The sequence below is a fragment of the Dyella kyungheensis genome (assembly GCF_049913195.1).
GTDB classification, from domain to species: Bacteria; Pseudomonadota; Gammaproteobacteria; order Xanthomonadales; family Rhodanobacteraceae; genus Dyella; species Dyella kyungheensis.
Map to the genome: position 1 here is coordinate 1578970 of NZ_CP183983.1, position 22449 is coordinate 1601418.

Here is a 22449-nt window from a genome sequence, read left to right on the forward strand (position 1 = left end):
CCCGGAAGGCATCAGAACTTGTCGACGTCGATGACGGCCTTGGCGAATGCCTCGGGCGCTTCCTGCGGCAGGTTGTGACCGATGCCGCCGTTCACCTGGCGATGTTCGTACTTGCCGGTGAAGCGCTTGGCATAGGCTGCAGGTTCCGGATGCGGTGCACCGTTGGCGTCACCCTCCAGCGTGATGGTGGGCACGCCGATGCCCGGCAACGCGGCGAGTTGCTTTTCCAGCGCGTCGTACTTCGATTCGCCGTCGGCCAGGCCCAGCCGCCAACGGTAATTGTGGATGGCCACGGCGACCTGGTCGGGGTTGTCCAGGGCGGCGGCGGAGCGGGCGAAAGTGGCATCGTCGAATGCCCACTGCGGCGAGGCGAGTTGCCAGATCAGGCGGGCGAAATCGTGCGTGTACTTCGCATAGCCGGCTTCGCCGCGTTCGGTGGCGAAATAGAACTGATACCACCACTGCAATTCGGCCTTGGGCGGCAGCGGCGCGTGATTCGCTTCCTGGCTGCCGATCAGGTAACCGCTCACCGAGACCAGCGCCTTGCAGCGCTGCGGCCACAGCGCCGCGAGAATGTCGGCGGTACGTGCGCCCCAGTCGAAACCCGCCACGATGGCCTGGTCGATCTTCAGTGCATCGAGCAGTGCGATGGCATCGGTGGCCAGTGCTGCCTGCTGGCCGTTGCGCTTGGTGTCCGCCGAGAGAAAGCGCGTGTCGCCATAGCCGCGCAGGTACGGAATGATCACGCGATAGCCGGCGGCAGCGAGGATCGGCGCCACGTCCACGAAGCTGTAGATGTCGTACGGCCAGCCGTGCAGCAGCAGCACGGGCTTGCCGTTGGCGGGGCCGTCTTCGGCATAGGCCACGTCGAGCACGCCCGCCTTCACATGCTTGAGCGGCTTGAACGAGGTGTGGCTGTTCGCGGCCACGCGCTTCCCGGCCGACGGCGCCGGCGAGGACGCCTGGGCATGGGCAAGCGTGGCCAGGCCGAACGGGGCCAGCGCAAGGCCCAGGGCGGTTGCGCCAAGAAGGGAACGGCGCTGCTGATTGATCTGATCGGACATGGAACGTCTCCCGGCTGGTTGTTCTACCCGTTTAGAAGACCATTTCCGTGTGTCTGCTCTGTGTGGAGACCTCGCGGATTTGCAAGCGCGTGTAACAGGAGCGGCGGCGGATACACAGCGATACAAAGCCTACGCCGGTCGCCGTGAGGGTGCCCCTTTTGTTGTCGAGGGGACGCCTTCATAGTGGGGCGGGTCTGAGGAGCCCTGTTGGTCGACAAGGAGGGGGAGATGGCCTGGCTGGATCCGCAGTGGTTTACGCTCGAGGCGCTGACGGCCGAGTGGCGCCGCAAAGACGTGCGCAAGTGGATGATCGGCGTGATCACGGTGACGGTGGTACTGATCCTGTTGAGCCAGCCCGAGACCGTGCCCACGGCGCTGACCATCGACTCCGTGGGTATCGACGTCTTCCTGGCCTTGCTGGAAATGCAGATCATGGTGGTCGTGTTGCTCTACCGCGAGCAGTTGCTGCAATGGCTGCGCACGGCGGACGCCGCGGACGACGTCCTGGGTGCGCTGATGCGCAAGCTGGTGTCGTTGGGCCGTAACATGCGACTGGTGATACGCGGGTCTTTCCGCGAATAGGACGAACCGAGCATGACCGGAGGATGCCCATGAGCGCCATCGAAGCCCGCCTGACGGAGATGGGACTGAAGTTGCCGCCGCCGTTCACCGTGCCCCCCGGCGTGAGCCTGCCGTTTCAGTTCGTGCAGGTGCATGGCACGCGGGTCTTTATCGCGGGCCACGGGCCGCAGGGCGAGGACGGTGCGATGGCCGCGCCGTTGGGCAAGCTGGGCGCCGAGCTGTCGGTGAGCGAGGGCTATCAGGCGGCGCGCCTGGTCGCGCTTTCCGTGCTGGCCAGCCTCAAGCGCAGCATCGGCGATCTCGACCGCGTATGCGCCTGGCATCGCGTGTTCGGCATGGTGAATTCCGCGCCCGGTTTCACCCAGCAGCCGCAGGTGATCAACGGCTTCTCCGAGCTGATCCTGGCCTTGTATGGGCCGGAGCGGGGCGCGCATACGCGCAGCGCCGTCGGCATGGCCGAGCTGCCGTTCAACATCCCGGTGGAAATCGAAGGCGAACTTTCGCTGTATCCGTAAGCGTGTCTGTTGCAAGGCAGACACAGTATTTGGCCATCCAAAGCCGATGGCGCCGGATGCTAGTGACTTTGCCCGGACGCCGTAGCATGCTGTGCACCGCAGTCGCATCGCCTGGTTCGAAAATCGTGCCCCTCCGCAGCGCATCCGGCCTGCGGTGATCGGTGGGCAATGTCGTGCCCTGTAGGGCCGTAACGTCCCACGCTGTTCGGAGAGGCTTGCATGCCCGCCGCATCGCAGACGTCGCGCACCGCGCGTTTCCTGGTATTCGTTTTGTTGGCCGTCGCCGGCCTGTTCTACGTGAAGTGGCATCCGTATTACGGACGCGCGTTCACGGCGGCGGCACAGCATTCCATCGGCCATTCGATCCTGATGGGCGACGCATCCAGCGCACCCGCGCCATCATGGAGCGCCGCGCTCGGCTACGCGCTGGCCTATGGCAAGGCGATCTGGCAGGCGATGGTGCTGGGCCTGCTGTTGGGCTCGGGTGTGCAGGCCTTGTTGCCGGTGCACTGGGTGGCGCGTGTGCTGGGCGGACGCGGATTCAACAGCGTACTCGCCGGCGGCCTGCTGGCCGTGCCGGGCATGATGTGCACCTGTTGCGCAGCGCCGGTGGTGGTGGGGCTGCGCCGTCACCAGGCGGCGCCGGGCGCCGCGGTGGCGTTCTGGCTGGGCAATACCATGCTCAATCCGGCCACGCTGATATTCACCGGCTTCGTGTTGGGCTGGCACTGGACCGTGTTGCGACTGGCGCTTGCCGTGCCGATGGTGTTCGGGCTGGGGCAGCTGGCCAACCGGTTGGCCGAGCCGGGCCGTCCCATCGCGCTGGACCTGCCGCCGGCCGAGCCCGAACCGCGCACGTTCGTCGAGGTGGTCACGCTGTGGGCGCGCATCTTCGTGCGCATGACCCTCCGCCTGATTCCCGAATACGTGATCATCGTGCTGCTGCTGGGCGCGACGCGCGCCTGGATGTTTCCGCCTATCGGCCCGGACATGGGCGAGGCATGGATCTGGATCGTGGCGTTGTCGGTGGCCGGCATGCTGTTCGTGATTCCCACCGCGGGCGAGGTGCCGATCGTGCAGGCCATGCTGGCCCTGGGGCTTGGCGTGGGACCGGCTGCCGCGCTGTTGATGACGCTGCCGCCGGTAAGCCTGCCATCGCTGACCATGCTCGGTCGTTCGTTTCCGCTGCGCTTGCTGGTGACGATTGCCCTGTCGGTGGTGGGCTTCGGCATACTGGCCGGCGCATTGGCGATGTGGCTCGGCATGCATTGACGCTCGCCGCGGCAGGCCGCAAGAACCCACGAGCGGCCTCACGCCAATCCCATGTTGTCCATGCCTGGATTTAACGCCCAGTAGGTCAGGGTGGAGGACCCGCCCGTGCGAGGCATCGCCAAGGGCCCATGGCAACAGGAGTGGATGCGCAATCATGAGTGGCTCACGATCGGACGCCTTCGTGTTCTTCGGCGCGACCGGCGATCTTGCCTACAAGATGATCTTTCCGGCGTTGCAGGCGCTCATCCAGGCAGGCGAATTGGACATGCCGATCATCGGCGTGGCATATGGCCAGTTCACGCTGGAGCAGTTGCGCGAGCGCGCCCGCAAGAGCCTGACGGAACATGGCCTGTTCGACGCCAAGGCGTTCGAGCGGCTTGCCGCGCAGTTGCAGTACATCGATGGGGATTACCACGATCCGTCCACGTATACGCGCCTGAAGCAGGCGCTGGGCGAGGCGCGCAGCCCGATCCACTACATGGCGATACCGCCGACGATGTTCGACACGGTGGTGCAGGGTCTGGCCAGCTCCGGTTGTGCCGACAACGCGCGCATCGTCATCGAGAAACCGTTCGGGCGCGACCTGGCTTCGGCCAAACGCTTGAACAAGACGCTGCACGAGGCCTTCCCGGAATCGAACATTTTTCGCATCGATCACTACCTCGGCAAGGAGGCGGTGCAGAACCTGCTGTACTTCCGCTTTGCCAACACCTTCCTCGAACCCGTTTGGAATCGCACTTACGTCGAGAACGTGCAGATCACCATGGCGGAGAGTTTCGGCGTGCAGGGTCGCGGCAGTTTCTACGACGAAGCGGGCGCCTTGCGCGACGTGGTGCAGAACCATCTGCTGCAAGTGACGGCCTTGCTCGCGATGGAGGCGCCGATGGGGCACGAGGCGGCCTCGATGCGTTCGGAAAAACAGCGCCTGTTCCAGGCCATGCGACCGCTGGAGCCGGGCCAGGTGGTGCGCGGCCAGTTCCGCGGCTATCGCGACGAAAAGGGCGTGGCGCCCGATTCGCAGGTGGAAACCTATGCGGCGCTGCGCCTGCATATCGACACCTGGCGTTGGTCGGGCGTGCCGTTCTACATCCGTACCGGCAAATGCCTGCCGGTGACGAGTTGCGAGGTGATGGTCACCTTGAAGCAGCCGCCGCTGGCGGTGTTCGATACCGCGCCCCGGCAGGATTCGAACTATTTCCGCTTCCGGCTCAGTCCCGAGGTGGTGATCTCCACCGGCGCGCGGGTGAAGCAGGTGGGCGAGCAGATGCGCGGCGAGCCGGTCGAGTTGGTGGCCAGGCATCACCCGGTGCACGAACAGCTCGCCTATGAGCGCTTGTTGGGAGACGCGATGCGTGGCGACGCTTCGCAGTTCACCAGCGATGCCTGCGTGGAAGCGGCGTGGGCGGTGGTCGATCCCGTCCTGGACAATGCGGAGCCGGTGCACGAGTACGCCCCGGGAAGCTGGGGCCCCGCCGCCGCCAAGGCGCTGACCGCCGACGACGGCGGCTGGCATGATCCAAAAGTGGAATGATCCAAAAGCTGAGGAAACTTCACTGTGTCGAACACCGCTTCACTTGTCTTCCTGCTCGACGTCGACAACACCCTGCTCGACAACGACGGTTTTGCGGCCGCCCTCACGGCGCGCCTCGACCGCGATTTCGGCGCCATGGAGCGCGAGCGTTACTGGTCCATCTACAACAAGTTGCGCGACACGCTGGGCTACGCCGATTATCTCGGCGCGCTGCAGCAGTTTCGCCTGGGGCACGAATATCATCCGGCGTTGATGCCGCTGGCGTCGTATCTGCTGGAGTATCCGTTCGCCGAGCTGCTCTATCCCGGTTCGCTGGAAACGCTGGCCCATCTGGGGTCGCTGGGTTCGACGGTGATTCTCTCCGATGGCGACATCGTGTTTCAGCCGAGAAAAATCCTTCGTTCGGGAATCTCGCAGGCGGTGGACGGCCGCGTGCTGGTGTACGTGCACAAGGAGCGCATGACCGAGGCCATCCAGCGCGCGTATCCCGCCGCGCACTACGTGATGGTCGATGACAAGCCGCACTTGCTGGCGGCGATGAAGCGCATCTTCGGCGCGCACCTGACCACGATCTTCGTGCGCCAGGGGCACTATGCGCGCGACGCGGAAAGCCTGGTCATCGATCCCGCGCCCGACCGGACGATCGCGCATATCTCCGAACTGGCCAGCCTGGCGCTGTCCGATCTTCCCCTTGCACAGGTCACGGCTCCGGCCGGTGTCGAACCGGCCCCGGTGGCCGCACGCGACCCGACATGAAACTCCTCTTCGCCAGTCCATCGGCGAACGGCGGCTAGCCACCGCGCACTTCAACAGGTGATCCGCATGTCCGATGAGCTCGATCTGAAATGCATCAACACCCTTCGCTTCCTCTCGGTCGACATGGTGGAGAAGGCCAACAGCGGGCACCCCGGCTTGCCGCTGGATGCGGCGCCGATGGCCTATGCGCTGTGGACGCGCTGGCTCAGGTACAACCCGCGTAACCCGGACTGGTTCGACCGCGACCGTTTCGTACTTTCCGCCGGCCACGGCTCCGCGCTGCTGTATAGCCTGCTGTATGTCACGGGCTACGACGTCTCGCTCGACGACCTCAAGCAGTTCCGCCAATGGGGCAGCAAGACGCCGGGTCATCCGGAGCGCGGCCACACGCCGGGCGTGGAGACCACCACCGGCCCATTGGGGCAGGGCATGGCGAATGCGGTCGGCATGGCGATGGCGGAAGCGCAACTGGCGGCGCGCTACAACCGTCCGCAGCACACGGTGATCGATCATTACACCTATGCCATCGTCAGCGACGGCGACCTGATGGAAGGCGTGGCGTCCGAAGCGGCGTCGCTGGCGGGCCACCTGCGGCTGGGCAAGCTGATCTGCCTGTACGACCAGAACACGGTCACCTTGTCTGCGGGCACGGACATGACGTTCTCCGAGGATGTCCGGCGTCGTTTCGATGCCTACGGCTGGCACACCATCTCGGTGAGCGACGGCAACGATCTCGTCGCCATCGAGGCGGCACTGGAAACCGCGCGGGCAAAGAGCACGCGGCCCACCTTGATCCTGATTCGCACCGAGCTGGGCTACGGTTCGCCCGAGCAGGGCAGCTTCAAGACGCACGGTTCGCCACTGGGCGCGGACAACGCGCGCAAGACCAAGCAGACACTGGGTTGGCCGACCGAGCCCGATTTTCTCGTGCCGGACGATGCGCTGGCGCATTTTCGCAAGGCGCAGACGCGCGGTGCGGAGCTGGAATCGGCGTGGAACGAGCGGATGCAGGCTTACGCCTCGATGTTTCCGGATCTTCACGACGAGCTGCAACGCAGCCTGCGCGGCGAGCTGGCGGAGGGCTGGGATGCCGACATCCCGGTGTTCCCGGCGGACGCCAAAGGCATGGCGACACGCGATGCGTCCAGCAAGGTGATGAATGCGTTTGCCGCCAAGGTGCCCGCGTTTACGGGTGGTTCGGCGGATCTCAATCCTTCCACCAAGACGGCGCTGAACGGGCTGGGCGATTTCAATCCGCTGGCCTCGAAGGGCGAGGACCTGCAGGGTTCCGACTCGGCCGGCTGGGGCTATCAGGGACGCAACCTGCATTTCGGCGTGCGCGAACACGCGATGGGCGCCATCGTCAACGGCATGGCGGCGCACGGCGGCACGATTCCGTTCGGCGCCACCTTCCTGATCTTCTCCGACTACATGCGTCCGCCCATGCGCTTGGCGGCGCTGATGAAACTGCACGTCATCCACGTCTTCACCCACGACAGCATCGCGCTGGGCGAGGACGGCCCCACCCATCAACCCGTGGAGCAACTGGCGAACCTGCGCGCCGTTCCGAATCTGGTGGTGATACGCCCGGCCGATGCCAACGAAACGGCGGTGGCCTGGCGCGTGGCGTTGCAAACCCGCGATCGCCCGGTACTGCTGGTGCTGACCCGGCAGAACCTGCCCACGCTGGATCGCGAACGCCTGGCCCCGGCCGACGGGCTGCGCCGTGGCGCGTACGTGCTGTCCGATTCGTCGGCGCGAACGCCGGAACTGATCCTGATCGCCAGCGGTTCGGAAGTGAGCCTGATCGTGCAGGCCGCGAAACGCCTGCAGGACGAAGGCGTGGCCGTGCGCTGCGTGTCGATGCCGAGCTGGGAATTGTTCGAGGGCCTGTCGCCGGCGGAGCGGGACGAGGTACTGCCACCCTCGGTCAAGGCGCGACTGGCGGTGGAGCTTGGCGTGTCGCAAGGCTGGGAGCGTTACGTGGGAGTGCACGGCGACATGCTGGGCATCGAAACCTTTGGCGCTTCCGCGCCGGCCGAGGTGCTGCTCAAAGCCTATGGCTTCACCGCGGATGCGGTAGTCGCCCGCGCCAAGGCCTTGCTCGCCAGGTAACCACATCCTCACCCCGTTGCGGGCCTGTCATCGCTCGTGGCATATCCTGCGCGCTGGCGGCCGGGCCATTGAGAGTCCGCGACGGGGAGAGAGGCGATGCTGGGTCGGATCGGTGTTGCGGTAGGCGTGCTGGCGTTCTCATGGGCGGCGCAGGCTGCGCCATCGACACCGGCTGTGCCGGTGGCCACGGCCGCGCAGGCCGCGCTGGAAAGCGCAGCGAACCCGCTGGGACCTGGCGTGGCAGCGGTCATTCTGCAAGGCGACACCATGTTGTTTCGTGGCGCGGTCGGTCGCGCCAACATCGAGCTGGGTGTGCCGCTCTATCCGGAGCAGACCTTCCGCATCGCCTCGATCACCAAGATGTTCACCGCCGCGACCGTGATCAAGCTGGCGGAGCTGGGCAAGCTGTCGCTGGACGATCGACTGTCGACCTATGTTGCCGATGTGCCCAACGGCGACACCATCACGCTGCGCCAGCTGTTGAATCATACGGCGGGCATTTCGGACAAGACGCCGAACCCTCAGCCGGGTTTCATGAAGCGCGATGTGGACACGGCCACTCTGATCGACGAAATCCGCAAGCGGACGCCCGCGTTTGCGCCGGGTACGCAGTGGGCCTACTCCAACGGCGGCTACATCCTGCTGGGTGCGGTGATCGAGAAAGTCACCGGCGAGCGCTGGTACGCAGCGATGACGAAACTGTTGCTCGAGCCCGCGCAGTTGCGACAGATCAGTTACGGCGACAACGCCGCCGTGATTCCGGGACGCGTCGCCGGCTACAGCACGGATGAGGCCACCCATCAGGTCAACAACGCCTCGTTCATCAGCATGAGCATTCCGGCTGCGGCCGGCGGCCTGGTCGCCACGACGGATGATCTGGTGCGCTGGATGCATGCGTTGGTACGCGGGCAGATCGTCAGCGCCAAGGGCTTCCAGCAGATGATCACCCCGGTGCCGGCCATGCCCGGCGTCACGCCGGCACATCGGTACGGCATGGGCATGTATCTGTGGCGCCTGCGCGGTAGCGAAATGATCGGGCATACCGGCCAGATCGACGGTTTCGCCTCGGCTCTGGTGTATCTCCCGAAACAGGATGTGATCGTGGCCGTGCTGGCCAACAACGACGGCTTCGATGCCCGCACGATGAGTCGGCGGCTTGCCGCCATCGCGCTGGGACAGCCGTATGCGACGCCGGTGCCGGCGCCGCTGACCGACGAAGCCCTGGATGCGCTGCAGGGCAGCTATCGCATCGACGGCACGAGCGTGCAAACGCTGACCGTCAAAGACCACCAGCTCTACGCGCAGCGCAGCGGCCACCATGCGGTGCCGCTGCAATGGACCACCGACCAGCGCCTGGTGTTCGTGCCGGACGAACTCAGCTATTTCGTGCCGGTGCGCGACGCCTCGGGCAAGGTCACCCGGCTCGATTACTTCGAGGGTGGCGACGCGCCGGCCCTACGGTTGCCACGGGTGTCTGAAACCGGACATTAGCAGCGGCGGGGCCGGGCTATATGACACAACGGAATCATCACGAATCCGCTGCCGCATTCGCCCAAAGTCGCAAGAACCTGAGCGGCCGCGCGGGCTTATCTGTGCTACCTTTTTCGGCAGGCAACGGGCTCGCTCCCGTTGTCGTCACGGAGAGTTTCGAGCCACGTTCACGCCCATCGAGGGGCGCTAGGCCAGCCAGATTTCCCGGGAGCGACATGCGATGTCCATGACACGCCGCGAGTTCATCAAGTTCACCGGCTTGGGGCTAGCCGCATCGAGTATCGGTGCGCTTGGCTTCGGCGCCTCCGGCGAGGCACAAGCCGCCGCCGTACGCCCCTTCAAGCTCACCCACGCCACCGAAACGCGCAACACCTGCACGTACTGCTCGGTGGCCTGCGGCATTCTGATCTACAGCATGGGTGACCGTGCCAAGAATGCGCGCTCCAACATCATCCATATCGAAGGCGATCCGGATCATCCGGTCAATCGCGGCACGCTCTGTCCGAAGGGCGCGGCGTTGCTCGACGTGGTGCACGCACCCACGCGATTGAAGGCGCCGCGTTATCGGCCGCCGGGCGGCACGGAATTCAAGGAAGTCTCCTGGGATTTCGCGCTCGACCGCATCGCGCGTTTAATGAAGGATGACCGCGACAAGAACTTCATCGCCAAGAACGCCAACGGCGACACCGTCAATCGCTGGACCAGCGTGGGCATGCTGGCGGCCTCGGCTTCATCGAGCGAGACCTCGTACCTCACCTGGAAAGCCGTGCGCTCGATGGGCATGGTGGTGTTCGACAACCAGGCGCGCGTCTGACACGGACCGACGGTGGCCAGTCTGGCCCCATCATTCGGTCGCGGTGCGATGACCAACACCTGGCAGGACATCAAGAACGCCAACGTCGTCATCGTGATGGGAGGCAATGCCGCCGAGGCGCACCCGTGCGGTTTCAAATGGGTGATCGAGGCGAAGATCGAGAACGGCGCCAAGCTCGTGGTGGTCGATCCGCGCTTCACGCGCACGGCGTCCGTGGCCGACTATTACGCGCCGATCCGTCCGGGTACCGACATCGCCTTCCTCAATGGCGTGATCCACTACCTGCTGGAGAAAGACGCCATCCAGCACGAGTACGTGCGCTCGTACACCAACGCCAGCCTGATCGTGAAGGACGGTTTCGATTTCCAGGATGGCCTGTTCACCGGCTACAACGAGGAAACCCGCAGCTACGACAAGTCGACCTGGGACTATGAGCTGGACAAGGACGGCTTCGCCAAGTCCGACGACAGCTGGCAGGATCCACGCTGCGTCATCAACCTGCTCAAGCATCACGTCTCGCGCTACACGCCGGAGATGGTCTCGCGCATCTGCGGCACGCCGCAGGACAAGTTCGAGCATGTGTGCGCATTGATCGCCAGCACATCGGCGCCGGACAAGGCGATGACCAGCCTGTTTGCGCTGGGCTGGACGCAGCATTCGGTGGGCGCGCAGAACATCCGCAACATGGCGATGATCCAGCTGCTGCTGGGCAATATCGGCGTGGCGGGCGGCGGCATGAATGCCTTGCGCGGGCATTCGAACATCCAGGGCCTGACCGACGTCGGCCTGTTGTCGAACCAGATGCCGGGCTACATGAACCTGCCCACCGACAAGGAAACCGATTTCGACATCTACATGTCGACGCGGCAGTTCAAGCCCTTGCGACCCGGCCAGATCAGCTACTACCAGAACACCCGCAAGTTGTTCGTGAGCCTGATGAAGGCGCTGTATGGCGATGCCGCCACGCAGGAAAGCAACTGGGCGTTCGACTGGCTGCCCAAGCTCGATATTCCGTTGTACGACATCATCAAGGCGTTCGAGATGATGAACGCCGGACAGATGACCGGCTACATCTGCCAGGGCTTCAATCCGCTGCAGGCATTCCCGGATCGCGGCAAGATCCGTCGCGGCCTGAGCAAGCTGAAGTTCCTGGTCACGATGGATCCGCTGGATACCGAGACCTCACGCTTCTGGCAGGACTTCGGTCCGCAGAATCCGGCCAATCCGGCCGATATCCAGACCGAAGTATTCCAGCTGCCCACGACCTGCTTTGCCGAAGAAAACGGCTCGCTGGTGAATTCGGCGCGCTGGCTGCAATGGCACTGGAAGGCGGCCGACGCGCCGGGCATCGCGATGTCCGACATCTGGATCATGAGCGGTCTCTTCCATCGCATTCGCGAGCTCTATCGCAAGGAAGGCGGTGCGTTCCCCGATCCGATCCTCAACCTCACCTGGAAGTACACCGATCCGATCAGCCCCGATCCGGAAGAGCTGGCCAAGGAAATGAACGGCCGCGCGTTGGCCGATCTCACCGATCCGGCCACCAATACGGTGGTGACCAAGGCCGGCACGCTGCTCGACGGCTTTGCGCAATTGCGCGACGACGGCACTACCTCGTCCGGCTGCTGGATCTTCTCCGGGTCGTTCACCGAGAAGGGCAACCAGATGGCGCGTCGCGACGCCACCGATCCGCGCGAGCAGGGCATTGCGCCGAACTGGGCGTGGGCATGGCCGGCCAACCGGCGCATTCTGTACAACCGCGCCAGCGCCGATCCGGCCGGCAAGCCGTGGAATCCGGCCAAGCCGGTGATTTCGTGGAACGGTACGAAGTGGGTGGGCATCGATGTGCCCGATTACACGCCGACGCTGGCGCCTTCGGCCGGCGCCAGCCCCTTCATCATGAACGACGAAGGCCTGGGTCGCCTGTTTGCCCGCAAGCTGATGGCCGAAGGCCCGTTCCCCGAGCACTACGAGCCGATGGAATCGCCGGTGGAGAACGTGCTGCATCCGAAGGTGAAGAACAATCCCGCGGCGCGTGTGTTCGCGGACGACCGTGCGGCGTTTGGAAGTCCAGACAAGTTCCCCTATGTGGCCACCACCTATCGCCTCACCGAACACTTCCACTTCTGGACCAAGCACGCGTTGATCAACGCAATCCTGCAGCCGGAAGAGTTCGTCGAGGTGGGCGAGGCGCTGGCCAAGGAGAAGGGCATCGAGCAGGGCGGCTGGGTGAAGGTGTCGTCCAAGCGTGGTGAAGTGATCTGCAAGGCGTATGTCACCAAGCGCATCAAGCCGCTCACTGTCGATGGCAAGCCCACTCATGTCATCGGCGTGCCGCTGCATTGGGGCTTCACCGGCCAGGCCAGGAAAGGCTACGGCGCCAACACGCTGACGCCTTCCGTGGGCGATGCCAACACGCAGACGCCGGAATTCAAGGCGTTCCTCGTCAACATCGAAAAGACCAGCGCACCGGTCACCGCCTGAGGAATTCGCCATGTCCGATCTGCAATCGCAAGATTACATCCGGCGCTCCGCCTCGACGATGACGCCGCCCTCGGCACGCAACGCCGAGCAGCAGGTGGCCAAGCTGATCGACGTGAGCCGCTGCATCGGCTGCAAGGCCTGCCAGTCGGCCTGCATGGAGTGGAACGACCTGCGTCAGGAAATCGGCCACTTCGAAGGCTCGTACCAGAACCCGAACGATCTCAGTCCCGATGTTTGGACGCTGATGAAGTTCGCCGAGTACGAGAACGAGCAGGGCAACCTGGAATGGCTGATCCGCAAGGACGGCTGCATGCACTGCGAAGATCCGGGTTGCCTGAAAGCCTGTCCGGCACCGGGCGCCATCGTGCAGTACGCCAACGGCATCGTCGATTTCATCAGCGACAAGTGCATCGGTTGCGGCTACTGCGTGAAGGGTTGTCCGTTCGATGTGCCGCGCATCAGCAAGAAGGACCACAAGTCGTACAAGTGCACGCTCTGTTCCGACCGCGTGTCGGTGGGCCTGGAGCCGGCGTGCGTCAAGGCCTGTCCCACCGGCGCGATCATGTTCGGGACAAAGACCGATATGACCGCATGGGCCGGCGAGCGCATCGTCGATCTGAAATCGCGCGGCTTCGAGAACGCGGGCCTCTACGACCCGCAGGCGGTGGGTGGCACGCATGTGATGTACGTGCTGCATCACGCCGACAAACCCGAGCTGTATTCGGGGTTGCCTGCGCATCCGCGTATCAGCGCCGCGGTCGAGGCCTGGAAGGGCATCGCCAAGCCGCTGGCCATGGTGGGCATCGCGCTGGCTGCCGTAGTGGGCTTCTTCCATTACATCGTGAAGGGCCCCAACGAAGTCACCGAAGAGGACGAGGCGCAGGGCGAGCGCGTGCTGGAGGAAGAGACGGAGAACACGCCATGATCCGTTCCCGGACTGTCATCGTTCGCTACACCACGTCCCAGCGGGTCAACCACTGGATCAATGCGATCTGCTTCACGCTGATGGTGCTGTCGGGCCTTTCGATGTTCCATCCGATCATGTTCTGGCTGTCCAACCTGTTTGGCGGCGGACAATGGACCAGGGCGGTGCATCCATGGATCGGTTGCGTGCTGATGGTCAGCTATATCGGCATGATCGTGCAGTTCTGGCGCGCCAATCTCTGGCACAGCGAAGACAACACCTGGATGAAATCGGTGGCGGCGGTGGTCGAGGACGACGAGGAACGCATCCCGCCCGTCGGCCACAACAACGCGGGCCAGAAGCTGGTGTTCTGGGCGATGATCCTGCTGATTCCCACCCTGTTCCTGACCGGCCTGGTGATCTGGGAAGTGTATTTCGGCGAAGCCACCCCGATTCCCGTGCAGCGCGCAGCCGTGCTGATCCACAGCACCGCGGCCTTCCTCGCCATCATCATCTGGATCGTGCACGTCTACGCCGGCATCTGGGTACGTCATTCCATGCGCGCGATGACCCAGGGTTACGTGACACCGGGCTGGGCGTGGCGCCATCATCGCAAGTGGCTGCGGGAGCTGGCGGCCGACCCGAACGAGAAGACGGCGATCAGGAAGCGTCCATGAGGCAAGGCGAAGCACCACCCGACGCGAAATGGAGCGGGCCGTCGCACGCGGGCGTCAAGGCGCCGGAACCCATCGTGATCGTCGATCCCACCGCGCGGTTTGCAGCCACCGCGCGACGCCTCACGCACCTGGCGGACGGACATCCGATGGAAGCGTGGCTGTGCTTCATGGCAACGCTGGCGCAGGCCCAGCACGCCGTGGCGACCACACTGGCGCCAGCGACGGTACTTAGTCAGGTGGAAGTGGAGCGGGCCGTCGAGGCGCGGCTGCCGCCGCTGGCCGCCGACGGGCACCGCCGCAGCGCTGCATGGCGCGAAGGGCTCGCCTTGCTGCTCGACCAGATCGACGGCCGCGAGTGGCCGCTGGCCGTGCAGGAGGCGATGGAGCAACTGCGCGGCAGCGATGCCGCCGCACTGGACCGGCTGGCCGATGCATTCCTGCGCGGCGAGCTGGCCACCTCCGAGGCAGGCACGGCAGTCTTCGTGGTGGCCGCGCTGCAGGTCTATTTCAGCGGTTCGGCGGCGCGGCTGCAGGCCAGCGATCTGCGCCTGCTGGAGCAGCGTTCGCTTTGCCCGTGCTGCGGTTCGCCTTCCGTATCGGGTCTGATCACCGCCACCGGCATCACGCCCGGCACGCGTTTTCTGTATTGCTCGCTGTGTTCCACCGCGTGGAATCACGTGCGCGCCGTCTGCATCACCTGCGGCGGCACGCGCAAACTCTCCGTGCAAGGCATCGAGGACGACCCCGGTGTGGTCAAGGCCGAGACCTGCGGCGAGTGCCACACCTACGCCAAGCTGCTCTACCAATTGAAGGACACGCAGGTCGACCCGTATGCGGATGACCTGGCCTCGCTGGGGCTGGATATGTTGGTGACCGAGGCAGGCTTCGCGCGCCATGCGCCCAATCCTTTGCTGCTGGTGGGCGATGGAGAGGCGATGGCTGAGTAGCCTTTCTCCAGAGCAAAAATCTCGCGTCCCCCATTTGTTCCCCTCACCGTCATTCCGGCCTGCGCCGGAACGACGGTGAACATGCGGGTCTCACGCGCTCTGGCTTGACCGCCTCCTGTCGCCGCCGCAGCATAGGGCCAACCCGCCTCCTTATCGCCTAACACTCGGGCACGAGTGTCGAGCGATGCCACTGGAAAAGCGTCATGGCCAAGCCCGAGCTCGTCTCACTGCGCCAGCTGCCTGCCGTCGCCACCGTGCTGGCGGCGGCCGAAGCCGAACCATGGCTGGAACGCTATGGACGCGTCGCCACCACCGACGCCATTCGCCAGGTGATCGACGAAGCACGCGAAACGCTGCGCGCTGCGCCGGCCGCCGCTCCCAGCGCGGCTGAACTGGCGCAGCGCGCCGGACGCCTGCTCGATACACGCACGCCGGGTTTGCGCCCGCTGTTCAATCTCACTGGCACCGTGCTGCACACCAATCTTGGACGGGCCGTGCTGGCCGATGCCGCGATCGAAGCGGCGGTGGCAGCGATGCGCCACGCGGTCGCGCTCGAGTACGATCTCGACGACGGCGTGCGCGGCGAACGCGACGATCACCTGCGTTCCCTGCTGCGCGAACTGACCGGCGCCGAAGACGCCACCGTGGTCAACAACAATGCCGCCGCCGTGCTGCTCTGCCTCAACACGTTTGCGCTCGGACGTGAAGCGGTCGTGTCTCGCGGCGAGCTGATCGAAATCGGCGGCGCCTTCCGCATGCCCGACATCATGGCGCGTGCCGGTGCACACATGCGGGAAGTGGGCACTACCAACCGCACGCACGCTGCCGACTACCGCAACGCGTTCGGCGAGGGCACCGGCATCGTGCTCAAGGTGCATACCTCCAACTACCGCATCCAGGGCTTCACCGCGGAAGTCGATGCACGCGAACTGGCCGCATTGGCCGATGCCGCGGGCGTACCGCTGTTGAACGACCTGGGTTCGGGGAGCCTCGTCGATCTGTCGCGCTACGGACTGGCCAAGGAACCCACCGTGCGCGAAGCCGTGGCCGACGGCGCGCGGCTGGTCACGTTCTCCGGCGACAAGTTGCTGGGCGGTCCCCAGGCCGGCTTCATCGTGGGCGACCGTGCCCTGATCGAACAGATCAACCGCAATCCATTGAAGCGTGCGCTGCGCGTGGACAAACTGCGCCTTGCCGCGATCGAGGCCACGCTGAATCTGTACCGCGATCCGGATCGTCTGGCCGAGCGCTTGCCCACGCTGCGTTTCCTCGCCCGCCGCAAGTCCGACATCGAAGCGCAGGCGCATCGTCTGCAGGCGTCGGTGGCGACGCAGTTGGGCGACGCCTTCACGGTCGAGACGGGCGATTGCCTCAGTCAGGTCGGCTCGGGCGCCTTGCCGCTGGATACGCTGGCCAGCGCCGCGCTGGTAATACGGGCACGCGGCAGCCAAAGCGCGTTGGAGCATCTGGCCGCCGCACTGCGCGCCTTGTCGCGCCCGGTGATCGGTCGCGTTGCCGATGGCGCGCTGCGGCTGGACCTGCGTTGCCTGGCGGAAGCCGACGAAGCCCCGTTCCTGGACACGCTGGCGCAGCTCGACCATCACACGCTGGCCGCGCGTATTTCATGATCGTTGGCACCGCAGGGCACATCGACCACGGCAAGACCTCGCTGGTAACGGCATTGACCGGCGTGGCCGGCGATCGCCTGAAGGAAGAAAAGCGCCGCGGCATCACCATCGATCTGGGCTTTGCCTTTTTGCCGCTGCCCGACGGCTCCACGCTCGGCTTCATCGACGTACCCGGCCACGAACGTTTCGTGCATACGATGGTGGCGGGTGCCAGCGGCATCGACATCGCGCTGCTGGCGGTGGCCGCCGACGACGGTGTGATGCCGCAGACGCGGGAACATCTGGCGATTCTCGATCTGCTGCAAATCGGGCGCGGCGTGATCGCGATCACCAAGGCCGATCTGGCCACGCCGGAACGTTTGAGCGAGGTCAGCGCGCAGATTCGCGAAGCAACCGCGGGCACCGTACTCGACGGCGGGGAGATCCTGCCGGTCTCGTCGGTGAGCGGCCAGGGTGTCGACCGGTTGCGCGAACGGCTGGTGGCGGAAGCGCACGCATTGGGCGAACGTGCGACGGAAGGGCGTTTTCGTCTGGCCGTGGATCGCTCGTTCACCCTGGCCGGCATCGGCGTGGTGGTGACCGGCACCGTGTTGTCCGGTGTGGTGCGGGTGAGGGATCAGGTCTTGCTCAGTCCCTCGGGACTGTCGGCACGCGTGCGATCGCTGCATGCGCAAAACCGTGAAGTGGACGCGGGCAGGGCGGGCGATCGCTGCGCGCTCAATCTCGCCGGCGAAGGCATCAGCAAGGAAGCGATCCATCGCGGCGACATGGTGATCGATCCGTTCCTGCATGCACCGACCGAGCGCATCGACGCGCGGCTGCGACTCTTGCCTGGCGAACCGAAGCCGGTTGCGCAATGGTTTCCGGCCCGATTGCATCACGGCGCGATGGAAGTCGGTGCGCGCGTGGTGCTGCTCGATGGCGAGCAACTGTTGCCCGGCCATGCCGCCGACGTGCAACTGGTGCTGGATAAACCCATTGCCGCCGCATCCCTCGATCGCTTTGTGCTGCGTGACGTCTCCGCCCAGCGCACGATAGGCGGCGGGCAGTTCTTCGATCTGCGCGCGCCCACGCGCCAACGTCGTACGGCGGCGCGCGAGGCCCAGCGCGCGGCGCTGGCGATCAGCGATCCTCGCGAAGCATTTGCCGCTTTGCTCGAAGCGCCGCCGTTCGCATGGGACCTGGCCGCCTTCGCGCGCGACCGTGCCTTGTCCGCGAGCAAGCGCGACGAGATCGCCGACGCGCTCTCTCCCATCCTCTTTCACGCCGATGAACAAAGCACCGCAATCGGCCACTCGCACTGGCATTCCTTCGTCGAAGGGTTGGTCGAGCGCCTGGACGCCTTTCACGCGGCCAATCCCGATCTGCAGGGAATGGGTCGGGAGAAGCTGCGGGTGTCGCTGCAGCCCAAGCTTCCTCCCGCTGCCTTCGCGTTGGCGCTGCAGCATGCGGACGTGACTGGCCGGGTGGTCCGCGATGGCGCCTTCGTGCGATTGACCAGCCATTCCCTGCACATGAGTCCGGAACGCGAGGCGCTATGGCAGCGGGTGGCGCCGCTGCTGGGCGGTGACGTGCGTTTCCGCCCGCCGCGCGTGCGCGACGTCGCCGGCCTGCTCGCGCGCCCGGAACAGGACGTCCGCCAGCTGATGAAATTCGCGGCGCGGCTGGGCCTGGTCGACGAGGTAGCGCACGATCATTTCTTCCTGCGCCCGACCATGCATGACATGGTGTTGATCGCGGCCGACCTTGCTGCCCATGCAGCCGACGGCAGCTTCACCGCCGCGCAATTTCGCGACCGCATCGACAGCGGCCGGAAAGTGGCCATCCAGATACTGGAATTCTTCGACCGGCAACGCGTGACGCTCAATCGCGGTACGCTGCGCAGGGTCCAGCTGCAGTACATTGACCTGTACGGGCCCGTCCCGTGAAAGCTTTCAGGAAGAGCATCGTCTCCGGTGGGGCGTCCGGACTTCAAATCCGGGTGAGGCAGATAAGACTGTCTCGGGTGGGTTCGACTCCCATGCTCTTCCGCCACCTTGGCGGAGTGAGCCCGCGCCCGCCGAAGTCTCGCCTAACCCTTCAATACCCTCACCGTCATTCCGGCGCAGGCCGGAATCCAGTGGCGATGAGTTCGGGCTGGCGCGACAAACCCTTCTATGGAGGCTTGGGCGAAATCCTATCCTTCCGTCTACTGGATTCCGGCCTGCGCCGGAATGACGGTGAGGAAGAATCAGCGTCGATACGAAATTCGGAAAGCGCTCACATCACCTCGATACCCGGCGTACCAGCCACGACCTCGCCGATGATGCTCGCCCGCGCATAGCCGGCAGCCAGCATCATCGCCTTGATCGCTTCCGCCTTCTCGGGCGCACATGCCACCAGCAAGCCGCCCGATGTCTGCGGATCGGTCAGCAGTGCACGGCGCCACGACGGAAGATCGGCGGGCAGGCTTACCGCATCGCCGTAACTGTTCCAGTTTCGCTGCGACGCACCCGTGATGTAACCCGCTTCCGCCAGCGCCTCGGCCTGGCTGAAGAAAGGAATGCGCGATGCCTGCAAACGAATGCGCACGCCGCTGCCACGTGCCAACTCCAGGCCATGTCCCAGCAGGCCGAAGCCGGTGACATCGGTGATCGCATGCACTTCCTCATGCTTGCCAAGCTCGCAACCGATGCGGTTGAGCAGGGTGGTCGAGGCAAGCATTTCCGCGTACGCGTCGGCCGGCAATGCCTGCTTCTTGAACGCGGCCGAATAGATGCCCACGCCGATGCCCTTGGTCAGGATCAGCGCATCGCCCACTCTCGCGGTGGTGTTGCGGCGCACGTTCGCAGGCGCGCACAGTCCAATCGCGGCGAGGCCATAGATCGGTTCGGCCGAATCGATCGAATGACCGCCGGCAACCGGAATGCCCGCTTGCGCACAGATCGATTCGCCGCCGGCCAGGATCGCGCGCACCGTGTCCACGTCCAGCTTGCCCAACGGCATGCCGAGGATGGCCAGCGCCATGATCGGTTTGCCGCCCATGGCGTAGACATCCGATAGCGCGTTGGCGGCGGCGATGCGTCCGAAATCGTAGGGATCGTCGACCACCGGCATGAAGAAGTCGGTCGTCGCGATCACGCAGGTGTGTTCGTCCACCTGCCATACGGCGGCATCGTCGCTGGTCTCGGTGCCCACCAGCAGATGGGCAAAGGGCATGGCCGCCGGCTTGTTGGCCAGCAGTTCCTGCAGCACGGAAGGGGCAAGCTTGCAGCCACAGCCGCCGCCGTGGGCAAGCTCGGTCAAGCGGACGGAAGTCACCTGGCGTTCTCCCGATGGCGTAGCGATCCAGTCCGGCGAGGATAGCGAAAAGCGCGTGAGGCGGTCTAACGATCTAGGCCGCTTCACTGAACCATCGCGAGGCGGCCTGGGCCGCCTCGTCGGCATCGGGCGAAGCGTCAGCGGCCCAGACCACGATGCCGTCTGGTCGTACCAGCAGCGCACCGAGTCCCAGGCTATCGTTCGGATGTTTTGCGAGGTAGGTGACGCGCTCTCCCCAGCGGCTTGCCAGCGCCTGCAGAGGTGCGTCGGCGGCAAAATCCAGCAAGAGGCCGCGGCCTGTCCTGAGATGGTCGCCGAGCCGGGTGCCGTCGGCCCAGGCGAAGTCGGGAGCACTGCGTCCCACCAGCGGATGGCCTTCGCCGAGGTCGTGGCGAAGCGTTACACCCCAGACGCGTTCGGCGAAATACGTGGCGCCGTCGCGCGTGTCGATCAGGTCGCGGATGATCGCTTCCAGCGCGCGCGAACTCTTGCTTGGGCGCATCAATGCCACTTGCGCGCGGGACCAGTCGAGGACTTTTGCACCGATGGGATGCCGCTCGCTCGAATACGTGTCGAGCAAACCTTCCGGTGCGTCGCCGTGGACGGTGGCGGCGAGCTTCCAGCCCAGGTTCATCGCATCGCCAAGCCCGAGGTTGAGCCCCTGGCCGCCCAGCGGCGAGTGGGTATGCGCGGCATCGCCGGCGAGCAGCACCCGTCCCCGGCGATACGTGTTCGCCTGATAGGCGCGGTCCGTCCAGGTGGTGGCGAGTGGCAGCGCCGTCACGCTGACGTCGGTACCGGAGACACGACGCAACACCGCCTGCACGTGTTCGAGCGTGATCGGCTGGCTGCGGTGAAATTTACCCCCGTCGAACTCGACCATGCCGATGGTTCCAGGCGGCGAGTACGTAATCATGCCGGTGGCTGTGTAGTGGCGGCCCGGCAAGAGTTTCTCCGGATCGGCCAGCTCCACTTGCACCGAGTAACCGGTGAACTCCGGATCGGTACCGACGAACTCGAAACCTGCCGCCTTGCGAACAGTGCTGCGTCCGCCATCGCAACCGACGAGCCAGCGCGCGCGAAAGATCTCGCCCGCAGCGCGAACGATGACTTCGTCACCGGAGGGATCGATGCTTTCGACCGCGTAGCCTCGGCGGATCTCGACACCCATCGCACTCGCGCGGGCGGCCAGTACGGATTCCAGCGATTGCATATCGACCGCCATGCTGGTGCTGGCGGCATCGGGCAGTCGATACGGCCAGCTCGAATCGTCGATGCGGTCGTGATGGAACTGGATGCCGGCAAAGTGGCCGCCCGGTCGACGGGGCTGATCCATCCAATGTGCGGCGCCCAACGTGCTGCGACCGGCAGGGGCATCCTTCGACAACTGCAACGCCGCCATTTCGTCCAGCAAGCCGCGGCGATGGAAGGCCTCGATGGTGGGCACCGACAGGCCGCGCATGCCGAACGGCAGGCACTTCAAAGGAGAGTGCGGATGATGGGCCTGCTCCAGTACCAACACGGAGACACCGGCGAGACGCAACTCACAGGCGAGAAACAGGCCGACCGGACCGGCGCCGGCAATCAGCACGTCATGCATCAACAACTCCTGAAACGGGCGCCCATCCGCAGGGAGGATCATGGCGACTAAATCTTACACTTGGTGTAAAATTCTCCCGTATGACTATCCGCATGTCAAACCAGCCCGGAATCCGCGACCGCAAGAAGGCCGCTACGCGACAGACGATTTCCGACGTGGCGACACGCTTGTTCGTGGAACGCGGCTTCGAAAACGTGTCGATCGACGAGATCGCGCGCGTGGCGGCCGTCGCCAGGAAAACCGTGTTCAACTACTTCCCGCGCAAGGAAGACCTGCTCTTCGATCGCGAGGAGGAAGGGCGAGAGCTGGTGCGCCAGGCCCTCGTTGCACGCGGCAGGCAGTCGCCCATCCACGCGTTCCAGGCCTTGATGCGCACGCTGCTGGAGACGCAGCATCCGCTTTTCAGGATCACCCAGCGCCCGATCCAGTTCTGGCGCACCGTGGCGGAAAGTCCGGCACTCACGACGCATGCACGCGCACTGCAGACAACGTTCGCCGAGGACCTGGCCGTCATGCTGTGCGATGCGGTAGGCAGGCCGCACGCCGATCCCGAGGCGCGTCTCGCCGCGGCGATGCTGATGGACACGTTGGTGATCGCTTACAGCGAGGCGCTGCGCAGCTTTCGCGAGAAGCGGAAGGGCAAGCCTGCCACAGCGTTCGCGAGCGTGATGGAACGTGGTTTCATCGGCGTCAACGCGGCGCTTGCCGGGACGCCGTATGTTTGATCGGAGCGGTGCGGGGCAGGCGGCCCTCAGCATCCATCGCAAGT

Annotated in this window: 17 protein-coding genes and 1 tRNA gene; 15 read left to right on the plus strand and 3 right to left on the minus strand. The window is 65.0% G+C overall.

The window, feature by feature from the left end:
* Positions 1–11 precede the first annotated feature (11 nt).
* Entirely contained in the window at positions 12–1064 is a 1053-nt protein-coding gene (locus tag ACN9MB_RS06890; RefSeq protein ID WP_426271226.1) for an alpha/beta fold hydrolase, read from the minus strand.
* A gap of 228 nt (positions 1065–1292) precedes the next feature.
* Between ACN9MB_RS06890 and ACN9MB_RS06895 the strand changes: the two genes are divergently transcribed.
* The 14 genes from ACN9MB_RS06895 to ACN9MB_RS06960 all read left to right on the plus strand — a co-directional run bounded on the left by ACN9MB_RS06895 (position 1293) and on the right by ACN9MB_RS06960 (position 18814).
* Entirely contained in the window at positions 1293–1646 is a 354-nt protein-coding gene (locus ACN9MB_RS06895) for a hypothetical protein (protein WP_426271227.1), read from the plus strand.
* A 29-nt stretch (positions 1647–1675) separates the two neighbouring features.
* Complete coding sequence (locus tag ACN9MB_RS06900) at positions 1676–2161, plus strand: RidA family protein (protein WP_204635320.1); 486 nt, start codon at positions 1676–1678, stop codon at positions 2159–2161.
* Positions 2162–2380: 219 nt separating this feature from the next.
* Entirely contained in the window at positions 2381–3433 is a 1053-nt protein-coding gene (locus tag ACN9MB_RS06905) for a permease (RefSeq protein ID WP_426271228.1), read from the plus strand.
* 154 nt (positions 3434–3587) lie between these two features.
* Complete coding sequence (gene zwf / locus ACN9MB_RS06910) at positions 3588–4964, plus strand: glucose-6-phosphate dehydrogenase (protein WP_426271229.1); 1377 nt, start codon at positions 3588–3590, stop codon at positions 4962–4964.
* Positions 4965–4988: 24 nt separating this feature from the next.
* Entirely contained in the window at positions 4989–5720 is a 732-nt protein-coding gene (locus ACN9MB_RS06915) for an HAD family hydrolase (RefSeq protein WP_426271230.1), read from the plus strand.
* Positions 5721–5786: 66 nt separating this feature from the next.
* Complete coding sequence (tkt, locus tag ACN9MB_RS06920) at positions 5787–7835, plus strand: transketolase (RefSeq protein ID WP_426271231.1); 2049 nt, start codon at positions 5787–5789, stop codon at positions 7833–7835.
* 96 nt (positions 7836–7931) lie between these two features.
* Positions 7932–9326, plus strand: coding sequence for a serine hydrolase domain-containing protein (locus ACN9MB_RS06925; RefSeq protein ID WP_426271232.1), 1395 nt, complete (start codon positions 7932–7934; stop codon positions 9324–9326).
* A gap of 220 nt (positions 9327–9546) precedes the next feature.
* On the plus strand, positions 9547–12624 hold the full coding sequence (gene fdnG, locus ACN9MB_RS06930; RefSeq protein WP_426271233.1) for a formate dehydrogenase-N subunit alpha: 3078 nt from the start codon (positions 9547–9549) through the stop codon (positions 12622–12624).
* A gap of 10 nt (positions 12625–12634) precedes the next feature.
* The gene (gene fdxH, locus ACN9MB_RS06935) at positions 12635–13549 is read left to right on the plus strand and encodes a formate dehydrogenase subunit beta (protein WP_204635326.1); all 915 of its coding nucleotides are present in this window, start codon (positions 12635–12637) and stop codon (positions 13547–13549) included.
* The gene (locus ACN9MB_RS06940; protein ID WP_426271234.1) at positions 13546–14205 is read left to right on the plus strand and encodes a formate dehydrogenase subunit gamma; all 660 of its coding nucleotides are present in this window, start codon (positions 13546–13548) and stop codon (positions 14203–14205) included. The genes fdxH and ACN9MB_RS06940 overlap by 4 nt, the downstream gene beginning before the upstream one ends.
* Positions 14202–15152: a formate dehydrogenase accessory protein FdhE gene (fdhE, locus tag ACN9MB_RS06945; RefSeq protein WP_426271235.1), complete on the plus strand. Its 951-nt coding sequence runs from the start codon at positions 14202–14204 to the stop codon at positions 15150–15152. The genes ACN9MB_RS06940 and fdhE overlap by 4 nt, the downstream gene beginning before the upstream one ends.
* 203 nt (positions 15153–15355) lie before the next feature.
* Positions 15356–16780, plus strand: coding sequence for an L-seryl-tRNA(Sec) selenium transferase (gene selA, locus ACN9MB_RS06950; protein WP_426271236.1), 1425 nt, complete (start codon positions 15356–15358; stop codon positions 16778–16780).
* Positions 16777–18708 (plus strand): selenocysteine-specific translation elongation factor, encoded by a 1932-nt coding sequence (gene selB, locus ACN9MB_RS06955; RefSeq protein ID WP_426271237.1) that lies wholly within the window; start codon positions 16777–16779, stop codon positions 18706–18708. Before selA ends, selB begins: the two co-directional genes overlap by 4 nt.
* Before the next feature lie 9 nt (positions 18709–18717).
* Positions 18718–18814: transfer RNA gene (locus tag ACN9MB_RS06960), tRNA-Sec, on the plus strand.
* Positions 18815–19039: 225 nt separating this feature from the next.
* Here the strand turns inward: ACN9MB_RS06960 and selD are convergent.
* On the minus strand, positions 19040–20080 hold the full coding sequence (selD, locus tag ACN9MB_RS06965) for a selenide, water dikinase SelD (protein WP_426271238.1): 1041 nt from the start codon (positions 20078–20080) through the stop codon (positions 19040–19042).
* Positions 20081–20153: 73 nt separating this feature from the next.
* The gene (locus tag ACN9MB_RS06970) at positions 20154–21683 is read right to left on the minus strand and encodes an FAD-dependent monooxygenase (RefSeq protein WP_426271898.1); all 1530 of its coding nucleotides are present in this window, start codon (positions 21681–21683) and stop codon (positions 20154–20156) included.
* A gap of 89 nt (positions 21684–21772) precedes the next feature.
* Here ACN9MB_RS06970 and ACN9MB_RS06975 point away from each other — a divergent pair, with 89 nt between their 5' ends.
* A complete protein-coding gene (locus ACN9MB_RS06975) occupies positions 21773–22405 on the plus strand; it encodes a TetR/AcrR family transcriptional regulator (protein ID WP_426271239.1) in 633 nt (210 codons plus the stop codon).
* Positions 22406–22449: the final 44 nt, after the last annotated feature.